At 70.6% G+C, this 23,988-nt stretch carries 17 protein-coding genes; 9 read left to right on the forward strand and 8 right to left on the reverse strand.

Going from position 1 to position 23,988, the window contains the following annotated elements; genetic code table 11:
* Nucleotides 1-7 precede the first annotated feature (7 nt).
* Complete coding sequence (locus ACIRVK_RS09665) at nt 8-547, reverse strand: hypothetical protein (protein ID WP_404244899.1); 540 nt, start codon at nt 545-547, stop codon at nt 8-10.
* A gap of 419 nt (nt 548-966) precedes the next feature.
* On the opposite strand from ACIRVK_RS09665, the gene ACIRVK_RS09670 reads away from it, so the two are divergent.
* From ACIRVK_RS09670 to ACIRVK_RS09690, 5 genes are read left to right on the forward strand one after another with little or no spacing between them, the layout of a single operon-like run.
* Nucleotides 967-3,837: a nitrate- and nitrite sensing domain-containing protein gene (locus tag ACIRVK_RS09670; RefSeq protein ID WP_404244901.1), complete on the forward strand. Its 2,871-nt coding sequence runs from the start codon at nt 967-969 to the stop codon at nt 3,835-3,837.
* Nucleotides 3,834-4,268, forward strand: a complete 435-nt coding sequence (locus tag ACIRVK_RS09675; protein WP_404244903.1) for a roadblock/LC7 domain-containing protein — start codon at nt 3,834-3,836, stop codon at nt 4,266-4,268. The genes ACIRVK_RS09670 and ACIRVK_RS09675 overlap by 4 nt, the downstream gene beginning before the upstream one ends.
* Before the next feature lie 9 nt (nt 4,269-4,277).
* Complete coding sequence (locus ACIRVK_RS09680; RefSeq protein ID WP_404244905.1) at nt 4,278-4,673, forward strand: DUF742 domain-containing protein; 396 nt, start codon at nt 4,278-4,280, stop codon at nt 4,671-4,673.
* A 24-nt stretch (nt 4,674-4,697) separates the two neighbouring features.
* Complete coding sequence (locus ACIRVK_RS09685; RefSeq protein WP_404244907.1) at nt 4,698-8,315, forward strand: hydantoinase B/oxoprolinase family protein; 3,618 nt, start codon at nt 4,698-4,700, stop codon at nt 8,313-8,315.
* On the forward strand, nt 8,296-8,901 hold the full coding sequence (locus ACIRVK_RS09690; RefSeq protein ID WP_404244909.1) for a GTP-binding protein: 606 nt from the start codon (nt 8,296-8,298) through the stop codon (nt 8,899-8,901). The genes ACIRVK_RS09685 and ACIRVK_RS09690 overlap by 20 nt, the downstream gene beginning before the upstream one ends.
* Nucleotides 8,902-8,974: 73 nt before the next feature.
* On the opposite strand, the gene glpK is transcribed toward ACIRVK_RS09690, so the two are convergent.
* The 4 genes from glpK to ACIRVK_RS09710 all read right to left on the reverse strand — a co-directional run bounded on the left by glpK (nt 8,975) and on the right by ACIRVK_RS09710 (nt 14,203).
* Nucleotides 8,975-10,486 carry a glycerol kinase GlpK gene (gene glpK, locus ACIRVK_RS09695; protein WP_404244911.1) on the reverse strand — a complete coding sequence of 504 codons (1,512 nt, stop codon included), beginning with the start codon at nt 10,484-10,486 and terminating at the stop codon, nt 8,975-8,977.
* 315 nt (nt 10,487-10,801) lie between these two features.
* A complete protein-coding gene (locus ACIRVK_RS09700) occupies nt 10,802-12,454 on the reverse strand; it encodes a GGDEF domain-containing protein (RefSeq protein ID WP_404244913.1) in 1,653 nt (550 codons plus the stop codon).
* Between the two features lie 136 nt (nt 12,455-12,590).
* Nucleotides 12,591-13,781 (reverse strand): lipid-transfer protein, encoded by a 1,191-nt coding sequence (locus ACIRVK_RS09705; RefSeq protein ID WP_404244915.1) that lies wholly within the window; start codon nt 13,779-13,781, stop codon nt 12,591-12,593.
* Entirely contained in the window at nt 13,778-14,203 is a 426-nt protein-coding gene (locus ACIRVK_RS09710) for a Zn-ribbon domain-containing OB-fold protein (RefSeq protein ID WP_404244949.1), read from the reverse strand. Before ACIRVK_RS09710 ends, ACIRVK_RS09705 begins: the two co-directional genes overlap by 4 nt.
* A 98-nt stretch (nt 14,204-14,301) precedes the next feature.
* Here ACIRVK_RS09710 and ACIRVK_RS09715 point away from each other — a divergent pair, with 98 nt between their 5' ends.
* Both ACIRVK_RS09715 and ACIRVK_RS09720 read left to right on the forward strand, forming a co-directional pair.
* A complete protein-coding gene (locus tag ACIRVK_RS09715; RefSeq protein ID WP_404244917.1) occupies nt 14,302-15,111 on the forward strand; it encodes a M15 family metallopeptidase in 810 nt (269 codons plus the stop codon).
* A gap of 47 nt (nt 15,112-15,158) precedes the next feature.
* Entirely contained in the window at nt 15,159-15,695 is a 537-nt protein-coding gene (locus ACIRVK_RS09720; RefSeq protein WP_404244919.1) for an NUDIX domain-containing protein, read from the forward strand.
* Here ACIRVK_RS09720 and ACIRVK_RS09725 read toward each other — a convergent pair.
* On the reverse strand, nt 15,686-18,064 hold the full coding sequence (locus ACIRVK_RS09725; protein ID WP_404244921.1) for a TIM-barrel domain-containing protein: 2,379 nt from the start codon (nt 18,062-18,064) through the stop codon (nt 15,686-15,688). The two genes, ACIRVK_RS09720 and ACIRVK_RS09725, sit on opposite strands and share 10 nt — an antisense overlap.
* A 210-nt stretch (nt 18,065-18,274) precedes the next feature.
* On the opposite strand from ACIRVK_RS09725, the gene ACIRVK_RS09730 reads away from it, so the two are divergent.
* Both ACIRVK_RS09730 and ACIRVK_RS09735 read left to right on the forward strand, forming a co-directional pair.
* Entirely contained in the window at nt 18,275-20,242 is a 1,968-nt protein-coding gene (locus tag ACIRVK_RS09730; protein WP_404244923.1) for an acetoacetate--CoA ligase, read from the forward strand.
* A 171-nt stretch (nt 20,243-20,413) separates the two neighbouring features.
* Entirely contained in the window at nt 20,414-21,307 is an 894-nt protein-coding gene (locus tag ACIRVK_RS09735) for a hypothetical protein (RefSeq protein ID WP_404244925.1), read from the forward strand.
* 66 nt (nt 21,308-21,373) lie between these two features.
* Here the strand turns inward: ACIRVK_RS09735 and ptsP are convergent, their stop codons facing one another.
* Together ptsP and ACIRVK_RS09745 are read right to left on the reverse strand one after the other, a co-directional pair.
* Entirely contained in the window at nt 21,374-23,044 is a 1,671-nt protein-coding gene (ptsP, locus tag ACIRVK_RS09740) for a phosphoenolpyruvate--protein phosphotransferase (RefSeq protein ID WP_404244927.1), read from the reverse strand.
* Between the two features lie 78 nt (nt 23,045-23,122).
* The gene (locus ACIRVK_RS09745; RefSeq protein WP_404244929.1) at nt 23,123-23,572 is read right to left on the reverse strand and encodes a PTS glucose transporter subunit IIA; all 450 of its coding nucleotides are present in this window, start codon (nt 23,570-23,572) and stop codon (nt 23,123-23,125) included.
* Nucleotides 23,573-23,988 lie beyond the last annotated feature (416 nt).

Below are 23,988 nucleotides of genomic sequence, written 5' to 3' on the forward strand. Positions count from 1 at the left end.
GACGGTCTCAGGAGTGCGACAGCTGCCCGGTGCCGCCCTGCCGGGATATCCGCTTCTCGGCCCGCTCGGCGACCCTCGCCTGGCGCCGGGCCCGGCGACGCTCGCGCCGCAGGGCCCGTGCCGTGCTGCTCGGCGTCGACACCACGCCGTTGCGCTGGTTCCACACCTGGCGGGTCACCCACACGTCGAGGGCGCCCCAGGTGGCCACCACCGTGCTGGCGATGCTGCTGATGACCATGGGAAAGGCCAGCCAGGACCCGGCCATGGTGCACAGGAAGGCCACCATCGCCTGGAGCAGCGTCACCGCGATGATCAGCACCGCCCGCACCGCCGCCGTCCGCACCGGATCGGGCAGCCGGCGCCGCCGTGCCGGCTCCTCGACCCACAACGGACGGGCGGGTGGCCGGTCACGCCGCCTTTCCCGCTCCACCGTGACCTCACGTCCGGCTGCCGGAATGTCGTGATCCGGTGCCTGCGCGCCCCGCTCCTCGACCAGGCTCGCCCTCACGCCGTCCCCCTGCGTCTTGTGCCGCTCCGCCGTGCCCATCACCGTGTCACTCCCCACCGCCAGCAGACCGCTCGCCCCGTGCCGGACGGCACGGCTCCCCAGTGGCTGCCCGGCTTGCGCTGTTTTACGCCGCCGAGGGTGCGGGATGCGGCTCGTGTGGCCGATTCCGCCCCCATCTCCCGTAGAGAAGGACGAACGACGCGTCGCGAAGATTCCCAAAGAACGACAAAATTCGGCCAATAGGCGGCAGGCACCGGCGGGATGAGTTCCCGTCACCGGGCGGACCGCGAGGGAGGCGATGTCCCCCATGACCGGACAACTCGCCATGTCTCGTCGCCCGTGCGGAAGTTCAGCCTCCGGACGGCTCTTCGAGTTACCTGTGTGTCGGTAGTAGGCTCGCGCCGTTTGTTGACGTACATGTGTACCCCCGGCCGGCGGGGGTCGAGCTGGGGGAGGCCATGCGCTTTCGCGGGAAGTCCATCCGCCGGAAGATCGTGGCGCTGCTTCTCGTGCCGCTGGTGTCCCTGACGGCGATCTGGGGCTTCGCCACGGTGCTAACAGGTCGTCAGGCAGAGGACCTGTTCAGCGTCTCCGACGTGGTGGAGAAGGTCGCCTACCCGATCGAGGACACCGTCCGGGTCGTGCAACAGGAACGGCGGCAGTCCCTGGTCTACCTCGCCGACCCGCGGGCCTCCGACAGCCTCGTGGACCTCAGGCGCAGCCGGGCCGCCACGGACAAGGCCGTCGCCGAGATCCGGCAGAACTCCAGGAACCCCGACGTCCGCGACGCCATGGGGCAGGCCACCGGCGAGCGGCTGTCCACCGTGCTGGACTCCCTCGAGGGCCTCGACGCCCTGCGCCGGAGCATCGAGGACGGCACCGTCGACCGAGCCCAGGCCCTCGACCTCTACAACCGCCTGGTCGACCCGTGTTACGTCCTGCTCGCCAACCTGCACGTCGTCGACAACGTCGAGATGGACAAGCAGTACCGCGCGCTGGTCAACCTCGCTCGCGCCCGCGAACTCCTCTCCCGCGAGGACGCCCTGCTCGGCTCCTCCCTGATCGTCGGCAAGCTCTCGCGCGGCGAGATACGGGACATCACCGATCTCGTGGCCCAGCGCGGCCTGCTGTACGACGTGAACCTGCCGCTGCTGCCCTCCGCGGAGAGCAATCGCTACACGCGGTTCTGGAAGGACGCCACCACCGCCCCGCTGCGCGTGGCCGAACAGGCCGCCGTCTCCTCCACCTCCGGCAGGCCGGGCGAGGTCACCGCGCAGAGCTGGGACACCGCCGCCGGCCATGTGCTCGACAGGCTCGGCACCCTCAACGACCAGGCGGGTGACCGCTATCAGGACCGCGTCCGCCCGGTCGCCGTCAGGGTCATCGCCAAAGCCGCCGTCGCCGGCGTCCTGGGCCTCGTCGCCCTGCTGCTCTCGCTGTTCCTGTCGGTGCGTGTCGGGCGCACCCTCGTCCGCGACCTGCGGCAACTGCGCCTCGAGGCCCATGAGGCGTCCGGTGTGCGGCTGCCGAGCGTCATGCGGAGGCTGTCCGCGGGTGAACAGGTCGACGTGGAGACCGAGGTCCCGCACCTCGAGTACGACAAGAACGAGATCGGCGAGGTCGGCCAGGCCCTCAACACCCTGCACCGCGCCGCCGTCGAGGCCGCCGTCAAACAGGCCGAACTGCGCGCGGGCGTCTCCGAGGTGTTCGTCAACCTCGCCCGGCGCAGCCAGGTCCTGCTGCACAAGCAGCTCACCCTGCTCGACAGCATGGAACGGCGGACCGAGGACACCGACGAGCTCGCTGACCTCTTCCGCCTCGACCACCTGACCACCCGTATGCGCCGGCACGCCGAGGGCCTGGTGATCCTCTCCGGCGCCGCTCCCTCCCGGCAGTGGCGCAAGCCCGTCCAGCTGATGGACGTCGTAAGGGCCGCCGTCGCCGAGGTCGAGGACTACGAGCGCATCGAGGTCCGCCGACTGCCCCGGGTCGCCGTCACCGGCCCGGCCGTCGCCGACCTCACCCACCTCGTGGCCGAACTCCTGGAGAACGCCACGGTGTTCTCCCCGCCGCACACGGCCGTCCAGGTGGTGGGTGAGCGGGTCGCCAACGGCTTCACCCTGGAGATCCACGACCGCGGCCTCGGCATGGCGGCCGACGCGCTGCTGGACGCCAACCTCCGGCTCGCCGAGACACCGGAGTTCGAACTGTCCGACACCGACCGGCTCGGCCTGTTCGTGGTCAGCCGGCTCGCCCAGCGGCAGAACGTCCGCGTCTCCCTGCAGCCCTCCCCGTACGGCGGCACCACCGCCGTCGTCTTCATTCCGGACGCCCTGCTGACGGACGACGTCCCGGACACCAACGGCATCGGCTTCCGTCTCGACCGGCCCCACCCCTCGAAGGAGGCCGAGCTGGAGGAGAGCCGCCGGAGCGCGTCCGCGCAGCTGCCCGGCCTGCCCGCCTCCCTCCTGGACGGTCCGGTGGAGCTGGAGGCCCCCGTCGACCTCGACGCCGTCGAGGACTTCCCGGGGGCGCTCGACGACGACGCCGAGGAAGGCGGACTGTTCCGTCCCCGCCGCTCCATCGCCCTCACACGGGACGAGACGACAGTCCGGCACAGCGATCCCTTCCCCGGCGACGCCGACAGCCACCAGTCGGCCCGCGACACCGCGGAAGACCAGACGAGCGCCCCCCTCCCGCTGGGTAGGCGCGGTGTGCCCAAGCTGGTCAGCTCCCACGGCCGCCCGGTCACCGGGCAGCGCTCACGCCGAGAGGACGCGAGAGGGGGCCCGACGACCCCCGGGGAGCCGTCCGCCGAACCGCCGAGCGCGGCACCCTTGCCCTCCCGCCGCAGGGCCGACGACAGCCTGATGTCGGGCGGACCGGTTCGGCCGGGCCAGGACGGCGCCCCGCCGCTGCCCACCCGTCGCCGCGGCGCCTCGCCGCTGGGTCCGGGAGCGGGCGGCTCCGACGGGCTCGGTGAACCCGCCGCCGCCCAGGCGCCCGACGGCCACGCGGACGCATCGCAGGCTCCCGTCCTCCCGACGCGCGCTCGACCGGCGATCGCAGGGGGTGGCGACGGGAGCCCGGGAACGAGCCCGTTGCCCCGGCGGGTACGCCAGGCGAATCTGGCACCGCAGCTCAAGCAGAGCGCCCCGAGGCGCCCCCAGGACAACCCGGACTTCGCGGAGCGGGACGCCGACGAGGTACGCAGCCGTATGGCCTCGCTCCAGCGCGGCTGGCAACGCGGCCGCGAGGAGAACGCCGCAGGCGACAACGCCCACAGCGGCACAGCACCACACGGAACGACAAAGGGGGACGGTCGATGACCGCACCGAAGCCGACCGGCCACACCGCGACCAACTCCGGCGAGCTCAACTGGCTCCTGGACGAACTGGTGGACCGCGTCGCGAGCATCCGCAAGGCCCTCGTCCTGTCCGGCGACGGCCTGCCGACCGGTGTGTCCCGGGACCTGAGCCGGGAGGACAGCGAGCACCTCGCCGCGGTCGCCTCCGGTTTCCACAGCCTCGCCAAGGGCGTCGGACGGCACTTCGAGGCCGGCAACGTCCGGCAGACCGTCGTCGAGCTCGACGACGCCTTCCTCTTCGTGACGGCCGCCGGTGACGGCAGCTGCCTCGCCGTCCTCTCGGACGCCGACTCCGACGTCGGCCAGGTCGCGTACGAGATGACGCTGCTCGTGAAGCGGGTCGGCGTGCATCTGGGCACCGCTCCGCGCACCGATCTGCCCGCGGGCGGGTAGTGGGATGTCATGAGCGTTGAGGGTCGGGGAAGAAGCCACTGGTTCGACGACGAGGCCGGACCGGTCGTGCGTCCGTACGCGATGACGCGCGGCCGCACCTCCAGTCCGGGCCAGCACCGCCTCGACCTGATCGCGGTGGTCGTCGCGGAGCCTCAGGCGGACGACCCGGACACCGACGTGACGCTGTCCCCGGAGCACGTGGACATCGTCGACCTGTGCCGTGACACCCCCCAGTCGGTCGCCGAGCTCGCCGCCTCGCTCGATCTGCCCATCGGGGTGGTGCGAGTGCTGGTCGGCGACCTCGTGGACGCGGAATTCGTCCATGTGAACCGGCCCGTACCCCCGGCCGAGCTGGTGGACGAGAGTATTCTGCGCGACGTGATCAACGGCCTCCGGGCGCTGTGAGCGGCGCGGAAGCGGGGTACTGACGTGACAGGCTGGCAGTTCTGGGTCGACCGAGGCGGCACGTTCACCGATATCGTCGCGCGACGCCCGGACGGGCGTCTGCTCACGCACAAGCTGCTGTCGGACAACCCCGCGCGGTACTCCGACGCGGCCGTGGCAGGGGTGCGTGCACTGCTGGACGGCTCGGGCGAGGCAGTCGAGGCGGTCCGCATGGGGACGACGGTGGCCACCAACGCCCTCCTGGAGCGCAAGGGTGAACGCACCCTCCTGGTCGTCACCCGCGGCTTCCGCGACGCCCTGCGCATCGCCTACCAGAACCGCCCGCGCATCTTCGCCCGGCGCATCGAACTCCCTGAGCTGCTCCACGAACGGGTCGTGGAGGTCGATGAGCGCACCGCCGCCGACGGCACCGTCCTGCGCGCCCCCGACCTGGACGCCCTCGCCGGACCCCTCCAGGAGGCGTACGACGACGGGATCCGCGCCGTCGCCGTCGTCTGCATGCACAGTCACCTGCACCCCGCGCACGAACAGGCCGTGGGCGAGCTGGCCGCCCGCATCGGTTTTCCGCAGATCTCGCTCTCCAGCGAGGTCAGCCCGCTGATGAAGCTCGTGCCCCGCGGAGACACCGCGGTCGTCGACGCCTACCTGTCGCCCGTGCTTCGGCGTTACGTGAAGCACGTCGCCGACGAACTCGAGGGCGTGCGGCTGCTGTTCATGCAGTCCAACGGCGGTCTCGCCGAGGCGGGGCAGTTCCGTGGCAAGGACGCCGTCCTCTCCGGACCTGCCGGAGGCATCGTCGGCATGGCCCGCATGTCCCAGCTGGCCGGCTTCAACCGGGTCATCGGCTTCGACATGGGCGGTACCTCCACCGATGTCTCGCACTTCGCCGGCGAGTACGAACGCGTCTTCACCACCCAGATCGCCGGTGTCCGACTGCGCGCCCCGATGCTGGACATCCACACCGTCGCGGCCGGAGGCGGTTCGATCCTCCACTTTGACGGCTCCCGCTACCGCGTGGGGCCGGATTCGGCGGGCGCGGACCCCGGCCCCGCGTGCTACCGCGGTGGCGGACCGCTTGCCGTCACCGACGCCAACGTCATGCTCGGCCGCATCCAACCCGCGCACTTCCCCCGGGTGTTCGGCCCCGACGGCGACCAGCCCCTCGACGAGGATCTGGTCCGTGACCGCTTCGCCGACCTCGCACGCGAGATCAGCGAGGCCACCGGCGACGACCGCACACCGGAACAGGTCGCCGAGGGTTACCTGCAGATCGCCGTCGCGAACATCGCCAACGCGGTCAAGCGGATCTCGGTCCAGAAGGGCCACGACGTCACCCGCTACGCCCTCACCACCTTCGGCGGGGCGGGTGGCCAGCACGCGTGCATGGTCGCCGACTCGCTCGGCATCCGCACCGTCCTCGTCCCGCCCATGGCCGGCGTCCTCTCCGCCCTGGGTATCGGCCTCGCCGACACCACCGCCATGCGCGAACAGTCCGTCGAGGCACCCCTGGCGCCCGCCTCCATGTCCGGCGTCCTCGAGACGGCCGACGACCTCGAAGCAGCGGCCAGCACCGAACTCCTCGCGGAGGACGTCCCCGCGACCCGCATCGAGGTCACCCGCCGTGCACAGCTGCGCTACGACGGCACCGACACCACCCTCACCGTCGAGCTGACCGAGCCCGACACGATGCGTCACGCCTTCGAGGAACGTCACCGCTCCACGTACTCCTTCACCCTCGATCGCCCTGTCGTCGTTGAAGCCCTCTCCGTGGAAGCCACCGGCATCACCGAACCCCCCGATCTCTCCGCCCTCGCCCCTTACGAAGGCCGGCCCGCCGCCCCCGACACCGTCCGCCTCCACACGGGCGGCACCTGGCGAGACGTACCCCTCCACCGCCGCGAGCACCTTCCTCCCGGCCGGACCGTCACCGGCCCCGCGATCATCACGGAGGCCAGTGCGACGACCGTCGTCGACGACGGCTGGCTGGCCGTGGCGCGAGACGACGGGCATCTGGTGATGGAACGCGCGGTGATTACACAGAGTTCCGATCTCGGCACAGAAGCCGATCCGGTTCTGCTTGAGGTCTTCAACAACCTCTTCATGTCCATCGCCGAACAGATGGGCGCCCGGCTGGAGTCCACCGCCCAGTCCGTCAACATCAAGGAGCGCCTTGACTTCTCCTGCGCGCTCTTCGACCCGGACGGGAACCTCGTGGCCAACGCCCCGCACATCCCCGTCCACCTGGGTTCCATGGGCACCAGCGTCAAGGAAGTCATCCGGCGGCGCGGCACTTCGATGCGGCCGGGCGACACCTACGCCGTCAACGACCCGTACCACGGGGGCACCCACCTGCCCGACGTCACCGTGATCACCCCGGTCTTCGACACAGAGGGTGACCGCATTCTGTTCTACGTCGCCTCCCGCGGCCACCACGCCGAGATCGGTGGCATCGCCCCGGGCTCCATGCCCGCGAACAGCCGCACCATCGCGGAGGAAGGTGTTCTCTTCGACAACTGGCTGCTCGCCGAGCACGGCCGTTTCCGCGAGGACGAGACCCGGCGTCTGCTCACCGAGGCGCCCCACCCCTCGCGCAACCCCAGGACCAACCTCGCCGACCTGCGTGCCCAGATCGCCGCCAACCAGAAGGGCGTCGACGAGGTCGCCCGCATGATCGAGAACTTCGGCCTCGACGTCGTCCAGGCCTACATGCGGCACGTGCAGGACAACGCCGAGGAAGCGGTCCGACGGGTCATCGACGCCCTGGACGACGGCGAGTACGCCTACGAGACCGACTCCGGCGCAGTCATCCGCGTACGCGTGCGCGTGGATCGCGACAACCGCTCCGCGACCGTCGACTTCACCGGGACGTCACCACAGCTGTCCGGCAACTTCAACGCCCCCTTCGCGGTGGTCACCGCGGCCGTCCTGTACGTCTTCCGCACTCTCGTCGCCGACGACATCCCGCTCAACGACGGCTGTCTGCGCCCCCTGGACATCGTCGTGCCGCCCGGCTCCCTTCTCGCGCCGGAACCGCCGGCCGCGGTCGTCGCGGGCAATGTGGAGACCTCCCAGTCCATCACCGGCGCCCTGTACGCGGCGCTCGGCGTCCAGGCCGAGGGCTCCGGGACCATGAACAACGTCACCTTCGGCAACGAGCGCCACCAGTACTACGAGACCATCGCCTCGGGATCCGGCGCGGGCGACGGCTTTCCCGGCGCGCCCGTCGTGCAGACCCATATGACCAACTCGCGGCTCACCGACCCCGAGGTGCTGGAGTGGCGGCTGCCCGTGCAGCTGGACGAGTTCGCCGTCCGACACGGCAGCGGCGGCGCCGGGCGGTGGTCCGGCGGGGACGGCGCTGTGCGCCGCATCCGCTTCCACGAGCCCATGACGGTCTCCACGCTCTCCCAGCACCGCAGGGTCCCGCCGTACGGCATGGCAGGCGGCGAGCCGGGCGCGCTGGGCGCCAACCGCGTGGAGCGGGCCGACGGCACGGTCACCCGCCTCGGTGGCAGCGATTCGGCGGATGTCGGACGCGGCGACGTACTCGTCATCGAAACCCCTGGCGGCGGAGGCTACGGCCCACCGCCGCCCCCCACCCATCAAGCAGGAGAACAGATCGATGATCTTCGGGCGTTCTGAGCGCGGCAAGTCCCCGGTCGAGCCCGTCACGCTCAAGATCCTGGTGGCCGGTGGTTTCGGCGTGGGCAAGACCACCCTCGTCGGCGCGGTCAGCGAGATCCGCCCGCTGCGCACCGAGGAACTGCTCACCGAGGCCGGACGTCCGGTCGACGACACGAGCGGTGTGGAGGGCAAGCGGACCACCACCGTGGCCATGGACTTCGGGCGCATCACCCTGCGCGAGGACCTGGTGCTGTACCTGTTCGGCACGCCCGGGCAGGAGCGGTTCTGGTTCATGTGGGACGAGCTCTCCGAGGGCGCCCTCGGAGCCGTCGTCCTCGCCGACACACGCCGCCTGGAGGACTGCTTCGCCGCCGTCGACTACTTCGAGCGGCGCTCCATACCGTTCCTGGTCGGGGTCAACTGCTTCGAGGGCGCCGCCCGCTACCCCGCGGAGGTCATCCGCCAGGCCCTCGACCTGGACGAGGACGTACCGGTCCTGCTGTGCGACGCCCGCGACCGGGAGTCCGTGAAGGAGATCCTCATCGGGGTCGTCCGGCACGCGATGGCGATCGCGGCCGAGCGCCGCCACGCCGTTACGACCTGAGGCGCGCACGGCCCGCACCCCCACCGACCGGGGTACGGGCCGCGGCCCTGGACGCACGCGCGCGTACGTGCGCTCAGTTCTCGCTCTCCTCCTCCCAACCGAAGCTCTTCTCCACGGCCTTGCGCCAGTTGTGGTACTCCCGGTCACGGACGGAGGCCTCCATGGAGGGCGTCCACTCGGCGTCCTTCTGCCAGTGGGCCTTGAGTTCGTCGAGGTCGTTCCACACGCCGGTGGCGAGCCCGGCGGCGTACGCGGCACCCAGACACGTGGTCTCGGAGACCTTCGGACGGACCACCGGCACGTCGAGCACGTCCGCCTGGTGCTGCATGAGCAGGTTGTTCTTGGTCATGCCGCCGTCCACCTTCAGGGTGGTGATGTGCACCCCGGAGTCCTGGTACATGGCGTCCACGACCTCGCGGGTCTGCCAGCTCGTCGCCTCCAGCACGGCCCGCGCGAGGTGCGCCTTGGTGACGTATCGGGTCAGGCCGGTGACGACACCGCGGGCGTCGGAGCGCCAGTAGGGCGCGAACAGGCCGGAGAAGGCGGGGACGATGTAGGCGCCGCCGTTGTCCTCGACGCTCGCCGCCAGCGGCTCGATCTCGTCCGCGGTGCGGATGATCCCGAGCTGGTCGCGGAACCACTGGACGAGCGCGCCGGTTATCGCGATGGACCCCTCCAGGCAGTAGACCGGCGCCTCACTCCCGATCTTGTAGCCCATCGTCGTCAGCAGGCCGCTCTTCGACGCCACCGGCCGGTTGCCCGTGTTGAGCAGCAGGAAGGAGCCCGTCCCGTAGGTGTTCTTCGCCGTGCCCACGTCGTAGCAGGCCTGCCCGAACACGGCTGCCTGCTGGTCGCCGAGGGCCGACGCCACCGGCACGCCGGCGAGCTGGCCGATGGCGGTGCCGTAGACCTCGGCGGAGGACCTGATCTCGGGGAGGACCGCCTCGGGGATGTTCATCGCGGAGAGGATGGACTGGTCCCACTGCAGAGTCTCCAGGTTCATCAGCATCGTGCGGCCGGCGTTGGTCACGTCGGTGACGTGCTGCCCTCCGTCGGTGCCGCCCGTGAGATTCCAGATGAGCCAGGAGTCCATGGTGCCGAAGGCGATCTCGCCGTTCTCGGCGCGGGCCCGCAGGCCGGGCACGTTGTCGAACAGCCAGGCCGCCTTGGGACCGGAGAAGTACGTGGCCAGCGGGAGGCCGGTCTGCTCCCGGAACCGGTCCTGTCCGTCCGACCCGCCGAGTTGCCTGGTCAGCGCGGCGGTGCGGGTGTCCTGCCAGACGATCGCGTTGTGCACCGGCTTGCCGGTGGCGCGGTCCCACAGGAGCGTGGTCTCGCGCTGGTTGGTGATGCCGAGGGCGCTGAGCTGGTCGGCCCGCAGACCGGCCTTGGCGATCGCGCCCGCGACCACCGCCTGCACCTTGGACCAGATCTCGGTCGCGTCATGCTCCACCCAGCCGGGCTTGGGAAAGATCTGGCGGTGCTCGCGCTGGTCGACGGCGACGATCGCGCCGTCCTGGTTGAAGACGATGCAACGGCTCGAGGTGGTGCCCTGGTCGATAGCGGCGACGAACTTGTCCGTCATGACGTCCCCTTCGTCGTTCCCTCAGAATGCTGCTCGGATGAGAAGGCTGCGTTGAAGCGGCTCCTGGGCCCCTGCCCTGCACGCAGGGTGCGGTGACGAGCGAGCCGTCGCAGCCGAATCGCCCGTGGGGGATCGGGCCTGTTCCGCAGGCGGGGCCCGCGCGGCGTGTGCCTGGTTACACCGTGTACGGACGGTGATGTCGACCGACACCGGAAGTGTTCACCGGCGCTCTGGGAGCGTCAAGGTCGCGGACACCAACGGTGACAGCCGCCAGGACGTCCCTCTGCAGACGCTCGGGCGGGGGCGACACAAGGATCAGCCTAGGCCGGGTTCCGCCGGCGCGCAGCCCGCGGGGGCGGGCGCCGCCCGCGAGCCGCGCAGAACCTCATGGCCGGGCAGACCTGCCTGTCCCAGCACCCAGCTGGCCCCGTGCAGCGCTTTGGCGGCCTGCTTCAGCGGTGCCAGAGCCGCCGCGGCCTCCCGGTGGTCCACCACGCTGCCCGGCGGGCACAGAACCGTGGCGAGTGACAACGTGACGCGCCGCCCGCCCGCCGACCAGGGCACCTCCAGCACGGAGCCGGCCAGCGGATCGAGCCGCTCCGGATCGGTGAGCACCAGGAAGTCGTCCCCGCCGATGTGCCCCACGCGCATGCTCCCGGCCGCCGCCCGCTGCAGCGCCCGCCCCACCGACCGGATCAGCTCGTCACCTGCCGCGAACCCGGCCCCGTCGTTGACCTGCTTGAAGTGGTCCACGTCCAGCCAGCTGAGCGCGAACGCCCGCCCGTCGGCGATGCGCCGGTCCACCTCCGAGGTGATCGCGTCCGACCCGGGCAGCCGGGTCAGCGGGTTGAGTCCGGCTGCCTCCTCGATCCGGCTCTCGGCCAGCGCCCGCACCAGGTCCGCCAGGCGTACGACGCCCACACACCGCCCGTACCGGTCCACGACGGCCACGTCGTCCGAGGTGCGGTCCCGGGCACCGACCGCCACCACGTCCAGCACCTCCCACGCGGTGGCGTCGACGCCCACGGTCCGCGGCGGATCGCCGAGCTTGGCCGCGGGACGGTCGGCGTACAGGGCGTGCCCGTAGCGTCCCGACATCGACAGCAGGAAGCGCGAGCGGTGCACCGACCGGAGCGGGACCCCGTGTGCGTCCACGAGCAGCACCCCGGACACCTCCGGCGAACCGGTCAGCAGCGCCCGGACCTGACCGGCGGACGCCGTCGCGGGCAGCAGAGCGGCCGGCCGCACGAACTCGCGCACGGACGGCCCCGACCGCGGCAGGGCCAGGGCACCGGGGGAGCGGGGCGGAACGTATACGTCCGCCGCGGGCAGCCGGGACGGGGGTGCGAACAGTTCGCCCTGCGCCAGCTGCGCGCCGGCCGCCACCGCCGACGCGCACTGCAGCTCCGTCTCCACGCCTTCGACGGACAGCAGCGCGCCCAGTTCCTCGCACAGGGTTCGCATCGCCCGCACCGCCGCCGGCCGGGCCAGCAGCGAGGCGTCGAGTTTCACCAGGTCGGGGCCGAGATCGGTGAGCAGCCGCAGCGGCACGTCCCCATCCCCTACGCCGTCCGCGCTGATCCGGAAACCCTGCCCCCGCACCGAGCCCACCGCGTCGAGCAGTGCCTGCTGCGGCACATGTGTGTACGGCGGACCGACGTCGATCGTCACCTCCCACGGCAGCCGTCCCGCCTGCCGTACGGCGTCGTGCAGCGGAGTCAGGCCCCCGAGGTCGGCGAGGGTTCCCGCGAACACGTTGACGTGCAGCGGCAGCAGCGTCTCCCTGCGCGCCGCCGCCCGGACCGCCGACACCGCCAGTTCGCCGTCGAGTTCGGGGTCCCGACGGGCCTCGGCGAGGATGTCCCCGCTCTCCGGGCGGGCGAGTATCTCCAGCCCGGCGACCCCTCCGGTGGTCAGGTTGACCACCGGTTGGAAGGCGAAGCGGAGAGTGTCCGTCCAGGAGCGCACGGGAGCATGATGGCTCCGCGGGCGCACGCCCATGCCCAGTTCATAAGACGTTCACGCAGGATTCCTGGCTGATCACGCAGCGTAGGAGAAGGTGTCTGCTTCCCAACCCTCGGCGTCCTCGCGCGCAACCCGTGTCTCACCGCACCGCGATCACCGCCGACCCGTGCCCGAACAACCCCTGGTTCGCCGTGATCCCCACGCTCGCCCCCGAGACCTGCCGATCGCCTGCCTGCCCCCTCAACTGCCAGGTGAGTTCGCACACTTGGGCGATGGCCTGGGCCGGCACCGCCTCCCCGAAGGAGGCCAGCCCGCCGCTCGTGTTCACCGGTACGCGCCCGCCCAGGCTTGTCGCGCCCTCGCGCAGCAGCTTCGCGCCCTCGCCCTCGCCGCACAGCCCAAGATCCTCGTACCACTGCAACTCCAGCGCGGTGGAGAGGTCATAGACCTCCGCCAAGGAGAGATCCTCCGGTCCTGTGCCGGCTTCCTCGTACGCCGCGCGCGCGATCGACGCGCGGAACGTCTCGGCGGCCGGTTCCACCGCCACCGCGGAGTCCGTCGCGATGTCCGGCAGATCGAGCACGGTGCTCGGGTAGCGCGGAGTCACCGTCGACACGGCCCGGATCCGTACCGGCTCCGCCAATCCGTGCCGACGGGCGAACTCCATGCTGGACAGCACCAGCGCGGCGCCCCCGTCCGACGTCGCACAGATGTCGAGCAGGCGTAGTGGATCGGCGACCACCGCCGAGCCGGCGACCTCCTCGGCCGTGACCCGTTTGCGGTAGCGCGCGTTGGGATTGAGTGCGCCGAGGGCCGCGTTCTTCACTTTGACCTGCGCGAAGTCCTCGAGAGTATCCCCGTGCGCCGCCATGCGGCGGCGCGCGTACAGCCCGAAGTACGTCGGATTGGTGGCCCCCAGGACACGGAAACGCAGCCAGTCCGGATCGTCGGGACGATCACCGCCCGCCGGCCGGAAGAAGCCCTTGGGCGCCGCGTCCGCGCCCACCACGAGAACCACCTCCGCCAGACCCGAAAGTATCTGCGCCCGCGCGGTGTTGACGGCCTGCGCCCCCGAAGCGCACGCCGCGTACACGCTGGTCACCCGCGCACCCTGCCAGCCCAGCGCCTTCGCGAACGTCGCGCCGGCCACGTAGCCCGGATAGCCGCCGCGCACCGTGTCCGCACCGACGACCGCGCCGACGTCACGCCACTCCACGCCCGCGTCGGCGAGCGCCGCGCGGGCCGCCGCCGCTCCGTACTCGACAAAACTGCGGCCCCACTTGCCCCACGGGTGCATCCCCGCACCGAGCACCGCAACCTCGCCCGTCATACCCCCACCCCCGTCGGCCGCCAGTGCCACGTCGTCCAGGTCGTCTCCGCGTCCTCGTGCAGCACGCCGGGGACGACCTCCACCTCCATGCCCACCGTCAGATCGGCGACGGTGACCCCGGGAACAGCCTGGCCCAGCACCACGATCCGCTCGGCCTCCAGTTCCACAGCGATCAACGCGTAGGGCTCCCACGAAAGTTCCGGGTTCGTCACATAGGGTGACGGTGGCCGGTACCGGCTGTCCGAGTAGGACCAGATCCGCCCGCGCCGCGAGAGGGGCACCTCCTCGAGGTCGCCGCCGGGACACCCCGGGTTGCGGCAGTGGACGTCCTCGCGGGGAAAGAACACCGAGGCGCATGCGGCGCAGCGGGTGCCGAGAAGCCTGAAGCCGTCACCGTCCCCGGCGAACCAACCGTCGACCACGGGTGTTCGTGTCCGAGACAAAGCCCCTCCCTGGCGCCGTACCTGACGGAACGTCAGAAGTGTGTCACGGACGTCTCCAAATGGGCAGTGCAGGAGACATGACACGACTCACCAGCGCGGTCCGCGGTCTCGTCACCGTCCTCGCCGCCTTACTGACCGTGACCGCCGCGTCCGCGACCCCCCGGGCGAGCACCGAACCCGAGGCGCCGAAGAACTTCGTGGCCCTGAGAAGCGTGGATCCGACGATCATCCAGGAGATGCGCTACTTCACTCCGCACAACTTCGTCGGCGAGCGCATCGACGGCTACGAGCAGCCGGTCTGCATCCTCACCCGCCCGGCCGCCGAAGCCCTCCACAGAGCCCAGCTGCGGCTCCTGCGCAAGGGCTACACCCTCAAGGTGTACGACTGCTACCGGCCGCAGCGCGCCGTGAACCACTTCGTCCGCTGGGCCGAGGACCTGGACGACCAGGCCATGAAAGGAGAGTTCTACCCGAGCGTCGACAAGACCCGCCTGTTCGCGGACGGCTACATCGCGGAGAAATCCGGCCACAGCCGCGGCTCGACGATGGACCTCACGATCGTGAGGCTCCCCGCGAAACCCACCAGGCCCTATCACCCCGGTGAACCGCTCGTACCCTGCTTCGCGCCCAAGGAGGAGCGCTTCCCTGACAACTCCGTCGACATGGGCACCGGCTTCGACTGCTTCGACACCCTCGCCCACACCCTCGACCCGCGTATCCAGGGCGAACAGCACGCCAACCGCCTGCTGCTCAAGAGCACCATGGAGGGGCTCGGATTCGTGAACCTCGCCGAGGAATGGTGGCACTACACCTACCAGCCCGAGCCCTACCCCAACACCTACTTCGACTTCCCGGTGTCCTGGAAGTCTCTCGTGAGCGGCCGCTGAGCGACCACCCGAAGACGCCCTTCACCCGATCGGATACATTCCGCTTCGTGTCCGAAACTCAAGCCTCCACCCCCAACTCCGCGCCCGACTCGCATTGTTCGAGCTGCGGAGCCCTCTATGGAGAGGGCGTCTCCGGCTGGCCCCGCACCTGCCCGGCCTGCCACACCGTGGCCTACCGCAACCCGCTCCCGGTCGCGATCGCGCTCCAGCCCGTGTACGACACCAAAGGCACCGCCCTGGTCGTCATCACCCGAACCATCGCCCCCGCGCGCGGGGGTCTCGCCCTGCCCGGCGGTTACATCGACGACCGCGAGGACTGGCGGCAGGCCGTCGTCCGCGAACTCAAGGAGGAGACCGGCATCGACGCGGCCGGCCGCGACGTGCGGCTCGTCGACGCGATGAGCTCCCCCGACGGCCACCTCCTGCTGTTCGGGCTGCTTCCGGAACGCCCTGCCGACGTCCTGCCGCAGTCCGCCCCCACGGACGAGACGGAGGGCTGGCAGCTCCTGCGCAGGCCGGAGGAACTCGCCTTCCCCCTGCACACGCTGGCCGTACGGGCCTGGTTCGAGGGCCGCTACATCTGAGCCCGGGCCTCGTCGAGGCCGCGCACACGCACCGGGTAGGGCGGTTGTGACGAGCCGCCCTCACTCTCCCGCTGGACCACCAGCTTCCGACCCTTCCAACGGGTGACGTAGCGCTCGAGTTCCGGCTCGTCCCATCCGTCACCCGCGTCGGGGACCACCAGCCCGCCCCCGGTGCGGCCCTTGGGCGGCGCCCACACTTCCAGTTCCAGCCCGCCGTCGTCCCCCCGCACGGGAATCACGGCACCCGCGCGTGCGAGCACCGGAATCCGCGACAAGGGAGCGTCGACGAGCACCTGCGACGGCCCCTCGTACGCCTTCTCCGTAACCGTGTCGTACCAGCGCCCCCGCGGCAGCTGCACCGCGCGCCGGTCCGTGCCGGGATCGAGCACCGGCGCCACCAGCAGGCAGTCGCCCAGCAGGAACGCGTCCTCGCAGTCACGCAGCGCACGGTCCTCGGTCACGCCCCACCACAACGGCCGCACATAGGGCGCTCCCGTGCGCCGGGCCAGATGCGCCAGCGTCATGAAGTACGGCAGCAGCCGCCGGCGTTCGACGAGCGCCAGGCGCGCGTGCTCCAGCACCTCGTCCCCGAACTCCCAGGGCTCCCGCCGCCCCGCCCGCAGACTCGCGTGTGTCCGGAACAGCGGTAGGTAGGCACCCAGTTGGAACCACCGCAGGTACAGCTCGGGAGACGGACTCCCGTCGAAACCGCCCACGTCCGGCCCGGAATACGGCACTCCGCACAGCCCGAGCCCCATGACCAGCGACAGCGAGGCCCGCAGCCCCGGCCAGCCGGTCGCCACATCGCCGGACCAGGTGCCCCCGTAGCGCTGCATACCGGCCCACCCGGAGCGTGAGAAGACGAACGGCCGCTCCTTGGGAGCCAGCTCGCGCAGACCCTCATAGCCTGCCCGCGTCATGCACAGGGCGTAGATGTTGTGCGCTTCCCTGTGGTCGCCTTCGCGTCCCTCCAGGAAGTGCCGGGCCGAACGCGGCAGCGTCGTCTCCCCGAAAGCGGTGAACGAGGTGGGTTCGTTCATGTCGTGCCAGAAACCGGAGAACCCCTGAGCCAGGCGCTCCTCGTAGAGCCGCCCCCACCACTCCCGCACGCGCGCGTGGGTGAAGTCCGGGAACACCGCTTCCCCGGGCCACGCGACTCCGCGCACCACCTGCCCCGCGGTGTCCCGGACGAACGCGTCCTCGGCTGCTCCACCGTCGTACACGGCGTTGCCGGCTTCCGCCCTGACCGCGGGGTCGACGATCGACACGAGCCGAATCCCGTCCCGCCGCAGCTCCTCCGCCAGCACCGGCAGCTTGGGAAAGCGCTCCGTGTCCACGGTGAACACCTGGTGCTCGTCGTAGTGGTCCATGTCCAGATGAACGGCGTCGAGAGGCAGCTCGTGATCCTTGTAGCCCGCGACGACCCGGCGCACCTCCTGCTCGCTGCCGAAGCCCCAACGCGCGTGGTGATGCCCCAGCGCCCACGTCGGCGGCAGCGCCGGCGGACCTGTCAGGGACGCCCAGGCCAGCAGCACGCGCGCGGGGGTGCCCACCATCACCCAGCAGCGCAAGGGGCCGCCGTCCATCCGCAGCTCGCTGGTCCCCGGCCGGTCGTGCCCGGAACCAGCGCCCTCCTCGCCTTCCCGGAGCGTCACCGTGCCGTCCCAGGAGGAGTCGTGGAACACCAGATGCGTGGCCGCGTCGGCAACCACCAGCTGCACCGGCATCGTGATGTACAGCGGATCGTCGTCCGGACCGAAGCTGCCGCCCGGGTCCGTGTTCCACAGGCGGTACGTCCCCCCACGCAGCCGTGGGCCCGACGCACGGCCCCCGAGCCCGAAGAACCGCGCGTCCGCCGCCACCTCGGAGCGCTGCATCCATCGCGCGACGCCGCCACCGACCGGCTCCCACCACCTGGGCGGTAGATCCCTGCGCAGGGTCACCCCACCGGGCGTACGCACCTCGATCGCTCCGTGCCGCGAGACGACGACCGTCACCCGCTCCGCCACGACCCGCCAGCCGCCGTCCTTGTCCGGCTCCAGGACCGCCCGGGGATCCGGCTCCGGGCAGCGGCCCGCGAGCGCGTACGACGGCTCCGGAGCGGACCCGTCCCAGCCCCAGAACACCGCCCCGTTCACAGCGACCAGGATCCGCAGCTCCGAGCGGTCGAACCGGAGAAAGCCACCGCCCGGACCGGGCTCCACCTCCCGTACGGGCCCGGGCACCCGAGCACGCTCCGCGCCCCGGCGGGGCAACGCGGCGGCATCCGTACGCCTCCTGCGCCATGCTGCTTTCACGGTCCGCAAGCCCTGGGACGCCCCCACCGAACCGACCACCCTTATCGAACGCACCAGGTCACGACCGTCCATGCTGCTCAGCCTGCCATCGACCGCCCCCCACACGAGTGTTGTTCAACTTCCGTTCACCCGTGCCGGGACCACATCTTCATGAGGCGGACTATGTGGGACTCACCCTGGTGCAGAAGTCGATCACATGGCATCGTCCGTGTCAGCCGCGTCCGCGCACAACCCAGCACGTGCGCGCCGACGCACACGACGCGCACAGTCGGGAGCCGCCCCATGTCGTCCGTGACCCCCCAGCCGCTCTGGCAGCCGGATCCGCAGCGCATCGACCAGGCGCAGGTCACACGGTTCCAGGCCTGGGCCGCCGAACACCACGGCGCCCCGGCCGAGGGCGGCTACGCGGCGCTGCACCGCTGGTCGGTCGACGAACTCGACACGTTCTGGAAAGCCGTCACGGACTGGTTCGACGTCCGGTTCTCGACCCCCTCCGCGCGCGTACTGGGCGACCGGTCGATGCCGGGCGCCCAGTGGTTCCCCGGGGCGGCCCTCAACTACGCCGAGCACGCCCTGCGCGCGGCCGCGACCCGTGCGGACGAACCGGCCCTCCTGTATGTCGACGAGACGCACGAGCCGCGCCCGGTCAGCTGGTCCGAGCTGCGCCGTCAGGTCGGTTCCCTGGCGGCCGAGCTGCGCGCCCTCGGCGTAAGCCGAGGAGACCGCGTCAGCGGCTATCTCCCGAACATCCCGCAGGCCGTCGTGGCCCTCCTCGCCACGGCGGCCGTGGGCGGCGTGTGGACGTCCTGCGCGCCCGACTTCGGTGCCCGCAGCGTCCTGGACCGCTTCCAGCAGGTCGAACCGGTCGTCCTGTTCACCGTCGACGGTTACCGCTATGGCGGCAAGGAGCACGACCGCCGGGAGACCGTCGCCGAACTGCGCCGCGAACTGCCCACACTGCGCGCCGTCGTACACGTCCCGCTGCTCGGTACCGAGGCTCCGGAGGGTGCCCTGGAGTGGTCGGCGCTGACCGGCGCGGACGTGGAGCCCGTCTTCGAACAGGTGCCCTTCGACCACCCGCTCTGGGTGCTCTACTCCTCGGGCACGACCGGCCTGCCCAAGGCCATCGTCCAGTCCCAGGGCGGCATCCTGGTCGAGCACCTCAAGCAGTTGGGCCTGCACTGCGACCTGGGACCCGAGGACCGCTTCTTCTGGTACACGTCGACCGGCTGGATGATGTGGAACTTCCTCGTCTCCGGCCTCCTGACAGGCACCACGATCGTCCTCTACGACGGCAGCCCCGGATACCCGGACACCGCGGCCCAGTGGCGGATCGCCGAGCGGACCGGAGCGACCCTCTACGGCACTTCCGCGGCCTACGTGATGGCCTGCCGCAAGGCCGACGTGCGCCCCGCGCGCGACTTCGACCTTTCCCGGGTGCGGTGCGTCGCCACCACGGGATCGCCGCTGCCCCCCGACGGATTCCGCTGGCTGCACGACGAGGTCCGCGAGGACCTGTGGATCGCGTCCGTCAGCGGAGGCACGGACGTCTGCTCCTGCTTCGCCGGAGCCGTCCCCACGCTGCCGGTCTACATCGGCGAACTCCAGGCCCCCGGCCTCGGCACCGACCTGCAGTCCTGGGACCCGAGCGGCAAGCCCCTGATCGACGAGGTCGGCGAGCTCGTCGTCACCAACCCCATGCCGTCGATGCCGGTCTGCTTCTGGAACGATCCCGACGGCAGCCGGTACCACGACAGCTACTTCGACACGTACCCGGGTGTGTGGCGGCACGGCGACTGGATCACCATCACCTCCCGTGGCTCCGTCGTCATCCACGGCCGCTCCGACTCCACGCTCAACCGCCAGGGCGTCCGCATGGGCTCCGCCGACATCTACGAAGCCGTCGAGCGCCTACCCGAGATCAGGGAATCCCTCGTCATCGGCATCGAACAGCCCGACGGCGGTTACTGGATGCCCCTGTTCGTGCACCTGGCGCCCGGAGCCACCCTCGACGAGGACCTCCTGAGCCGCATCAAGCAGACCATCCGCGAACAGCTCTCCCCACGCCATGTGCCGGACGAGATCATCGAGGTTCCCGGCGTCCCGCACACCCTCACCGGCAAGCGGATCGAGGTTCCGGTCAAACGCCTCCTCCAGGGCACGCCACTGGAGAAGGCGGTCAACCCGGGCTCCATCGACAACCTCGACCTGCTGCACTTCTACGAGGCCCTCGCCCGCAAACGCGACTGACAGCCCGTATCCACCGCCGCCGCTCCGGCGAACCGGACCGACTTCCCGACGCCCACCCCCTGACCTGCAGGCTCCAGCACCCGCTGGTCCTCGATCGCCTTGCCAGCCCCCGTTGTCAGTGCCGCCCGTTACTGTGAGTGAGCATTGATCGACCAGGCAACAGGGGGAAAAATGGCTCGAACAGAACACCAGATCATGCGGCGGGTCCTGCGCCGCGAAATCGCGGGCACCATCGGCCTGCTGACCGACGAGCACGACTTCCGTGCCATGCGGCGCTACCGCAGCTTCACCTTCGACGACCACCAGACGTACCTCGAGCAGGTGGAGGCACTCCTCAAGGTCCGCGCCTCCCAGGGCAGCCACACCACCCTGGCCCTGTTCGACCCGCAGGAGTACGCCGACTTCTGCGCGGACACCGGCCTGGATCCCGACATCCCGTCGAGCCGTACCCGCTTCACAGCCGAACTCGCCAGCACGGGCCCCGCCATCCCCTACGACGGCCGGCCTCTCGCCGACCTGGTCCCCGCCCTCGTCGACGAAGCCGTCCGCCAGGCCACCTGGGAGTACGCGTCCACCCTCCTGGCCCGACTCGGCGCCTGCGCCTCCTGTGGCGAGGACATCGGCCGAGCCGCCTTCGCCCGGGCCGCGGACCTGGTGGTCCGCATCCTCGACACCGCGGGACGCGGCAACCGGCACCTCGTCTGCAGTGTCTCCGCGGAGCCGGAGACACTGGTCTCCGTCCTGCACGCCGACGAGGACGAGCAGGGCGCGCTCCGACTGGACGAGGCCGAAGCCCTCGAGTTCACCACCGTCCTGGCCCTCGGCCTCGCCACCCAGAGCCCCGGCGGACTCGTCATTCGCACCAGCGGCCCCGGAAGTACCGACCGCGTCTACGGCTGGCGCCTGCGCGGTGAAGGACTCGCACCGCTGACCGCCGGAGAGGTCTTCGACGCCTACTGCACCGACATCGACTCCGGAGACATCATCTCCCCGGAATCCGACGTCGACTACTGCGTACCGCCCGACCTCGGGCAGGAAGGACAGACGCCGGGCCACCACCACTGACAGCACGAGGGGCGCCCCACCGAAGGTGAAGCGCCCCTCAACGAACAGCCGACTGTCCCCGCCGGACTACTCGCCGGACAGCACCGCCTGCGCCGCGCTGCGCGCCTCCTCGGCGCTCTCCGCGGCGCGGGCGGCCGAGGCGGCTCGTTCGCACTGGGCCAGCGTGTACTTGCCCAGCGTCGCCCGCACATAAGGAATCGACGCCGCACCCATGGAAAGAGAGGTGACGCCCAGACCGGTCAGCACACACGCGAGCAGCGGGTCGGACGCCGCCTCACCGCAGACGCCACAGCTCTTGCCCTCGGCCTTAGCCGCCTCCGCGGACAGCGCCACCAGGTCGAGCAGCGCGGGCTGCCACGGGTCCTGCAGCCGGGACACCGCACCCACCTGACGGTCGGCGGCGAACGTGTACTGCGCCAGGTCATTGGTCCCCAGCGACAGGAACTCCACCTCCTGCAGGATCGACCGAGCCCGCAGTGCAGCCGAGGGGATCTCGACCATTGCCCCGAACTTCGCCCGCAGCCCGGCCTCACGGCACGCGTCGGCGAACGCCTTTGCATCGGCACGGTCCGCCACCATCGGAGCCATCACCTCGAGGTGGACCGGTAGCCCCTCGGCAGCCTTGGCCAGGGCGGTCAGCTGGGTACGCAGCACCTCAGGGTGGTCGAGCAGCGTCCGCAGACCGCGCACGCCCAGTGCCGGGTTCGGCTCGTCGGCCGGGGTGAGGAAGTCCAGCGGCTTGTCCGCGCCCGCGTCCAGCACACGTACGACGACCCGGCCCTCCGGAAACGCCTCGAGAACCTGCCGATAGGCCTCGATCTGCTTCTGCTCCGACGGGGCGTTCTTGCTGTCGTCCAGGAAGAGGAACTCGGTGCGGAACAGACCGACACCCTCGGCACCGGCCTCGATGGCGGCCGGCACGTCCGCCGGCCCACCGACGTTGGCCAGCAACGGCACCTTGTGACCGTCGGAGGTGACACCCGGCCCGGTGGCGGCGGCCAAAGCCGCCTTACGCTCGGCAGCCGCGGCCTCCAACTGTGCCTTCTTCTCCTCGCTCGGGTTCACGAAGATCTCGCCGGTGCTGCCGTCCACCGCGATCAGCGTGCCCTCGGCGAGTTCGCCCGCACCTGGCAGCGCCACCACGGCCGGCACCCCGAGGGCCCGCGCCAGAATCGCACTGTGACTGGTGGGGCCGCCCTCTTCGGTGACGAATCCGAGGACCAGGGCCGGATCCAGCAGGGCGGTGTCCGCAGGCGCAAGGTCACGCGCGATGAGGACATACGGCTCGTCGCTGTCCGGGACACCAGGCATCGGCACCCCCAGCAGCCGGGCGACGATACGATTCCGCACGTCATCCAGATCGGCCACGCGGCCGGCGAGGTACTCACCGGCACCGGCCAGCAGGGCACGGTAGGCGGCGAACGCGTCGTACACGGCACGCTCGGCGGTGCTGCCGACGGCGATGCGCCGCTCGACATCCGCCATCAGCTCGGGGTCCTGAGCCATCATGGCCTGCGCCTCGAGCACCGCCTGGGCTTCGCCCCCCGCCAGATTGCCGCGCGCCATCAGATCGGCCGCCACGGCATCCACGGCCTGGCGGGCGCGCCCCTGCTCACGCTCTGCGTCCTCCGCCGGGATCTGCTTGGCAGGCGGCTCGAGCACCGCCGTCCCCATGTGCCGAACCTCGCCGATCGCCACACCGTGGCTCACGCCGACGCCTCGCAGCGTTGTCTCCATCTCACCCGTCTCCGATAGTGCGGCGGGTCCCGCCGCCGCGGTGGTTGTCCTGGTCGCCGTCGGATGACGGCTGTGACGTCACTTCCAGACGAAGAGACTGTCGCCGGCCTTCACGTCGCCGTTGTCACGAAGCTCGGAGAGAGCTTCCGCGGTGGCCTCCAGCGCAACGACCGGGCACACCGCGGACTTGCCCGCTGCCTCGACGGCAGCCGGGTTCCAGCGCACGACGCCCTGACCGCGGGTCACCGTGTCCCCCTTGTTCACCAGCAGCTCGAAGCCTTCTCCGTTGAGCTGCACGGTGTCGATGCCGAGGTGGGTGAGAACCCCGTGCCCCCGCTCGTCGACGACGACGAACGCATGCGGGTGGAGGGAGACGATGACTCCGTCCACAGGAGCGACCGCCTCGGAAGGCTCACGGACAGGATCGATCGCGGTGCCCGGGCCGACCATGGCCCCGGAGAAAACCGGATCCGGCACTGCGGCCAGTCCGATGGCACGTCCTGCCAACGGGGACGTCACGGTGGTCATGGGAAGCCTCCCAGGGGTGGAGATTCGCGTAGGGGCCGTCACTAGGGATGCCTGACGACGCACTGTGCAGCAGCGTATGGCATGCGAAGTGGCGGTTCCGCATGGAAGATACCGGTTAGAGGTCTAGACCACCAGCCCCAGCGATTTGCGCCCTCTTCACGGCCCCGTGTACAGTCGTACTCCTGCTTGAGGCCGAGCGACGCGAGCAAGCGTCCTTACTCAGCGGCACCCAAACTTGTCAGATCCTATCCCGGGGTCAGCTTCTGCATGCCTGCAGGGCGGTGGTCCGGGGGACGGAAAAACACTGATAGAGTTTGGAACACCGAAGGGAAGCGCCCGGAGGAAAGCCCGAGAGGGTGAGTACGAAGGAAGCGTCCGTTCCTTGAGAACTCAACAGCGTGCCAAAAATCAACGCC

Source organism: Streptomyces sp. NPDC101152, assembly GCF_044768275.1.
In the GTDB taxonomy this organism is placed as follows: Bacteria; Actinomycetota; Actinomycetes; order Streptomycetales; family Streptomycetaceae; genus Streptomyces.

Excerpts from the sequence above, each read along its gene's own strand:
- ACIRVK_RS09725 (WP_404244921.1), bottom strand. The coding sequence starts at position 18,064 with ATGGACGGTCGTGACCTGGTGCGTTCGATAAGGGTGGTCGGTTCGGTG.
- ACIRVK_RS09680 (WP_404244905.1), top strand. The coding sequence starts at position 4,278 with ATGAGCGTTGAGGGTCGGGGAAGAAGCCACTGGTTCGACGACGAGGCC.
- ACIRVK_RS09715 (WP_404244917.1), top strand. The coding sequence starts at position 14,302 with ATGACACGACTCACCAGCGCGGTCCGCGGTCTCGTCACCGTCCTCGCC.
- ACIRVK_RS09665 (WP_404244899.1), bottom strand. The coding sequence starts at position 547 with ATGGGCACGGCGGAGCGGCACAAGACGCAGGGGGACGGCGTGAGGGCG.
- ACIRVK_RS09705 (WP_404244915.1), bottom strand. The coding sequence starts at position 13,781 with ATGACGGGCGAGGTTGCGGTGCTCGGTGCGGGGATGCACCCGTGGGGC.
- ACIRVK_RS09675 (WP_404244903.1), top strand. The coding sequence starts at position 3,834 with ATGACCGCACCGAAGCCGACCGGCCACACCGCGACCAACTCCGGCGAG.
- ACIRVK_RS09745 (WP_404244929.1), bottom strand. The coding sequence starts at position 23,572 with ATGACCACCGTGACGTCCCCGTTGGCAGGACGTGCCATCGGACTGGCC.
- ptsP (WP_404244927.1), bottom strand. The coding sequence starts at position 23,044 with ATGGAGACAACGCTGCGAGGCGTCGGCGTGAGCCACGGTGTGGCGATC.
- ACIRVK_RS09690 (WP_404244909.1), top strand. The coding sequence starts at position 8,296 with ATGATCTTCGGGCGTTCTGAGCGCGGCAAGTCCCCGGTCGAGCCCGTC.
- glpK (WP_404244911.1), bottom strand. The coding sequence starts at position 10,486 with ATGACGGACAAGTTCGTCGCCGCTATCGACCAGGGCACCACCTCGAGC.
- ACIRVK_RS09670 (WP_404244901.1), top strand. The coding sequence starts at position 967 with ATGCGCTTTCGCGGGAAGTCCATCCGCCGGAAGATCGTGGCGCTGCTT.
- ACIRVK_RS09735 (WP_404244925.1), top strand. The coding sequence starts at position 20,414 with ATGGCTCGAACAGAACACCAGATCATGCGGCGGGTCCTGCGCCGCGAA.
- ACIRVK_RS09730 (WP_404244923.1), top strand. The coding sequence starts at position 18,275 with ATGTCGTCCGTGACCCCCCAGCCGCTCTGGCAGCCGGATCCGCAGCGC.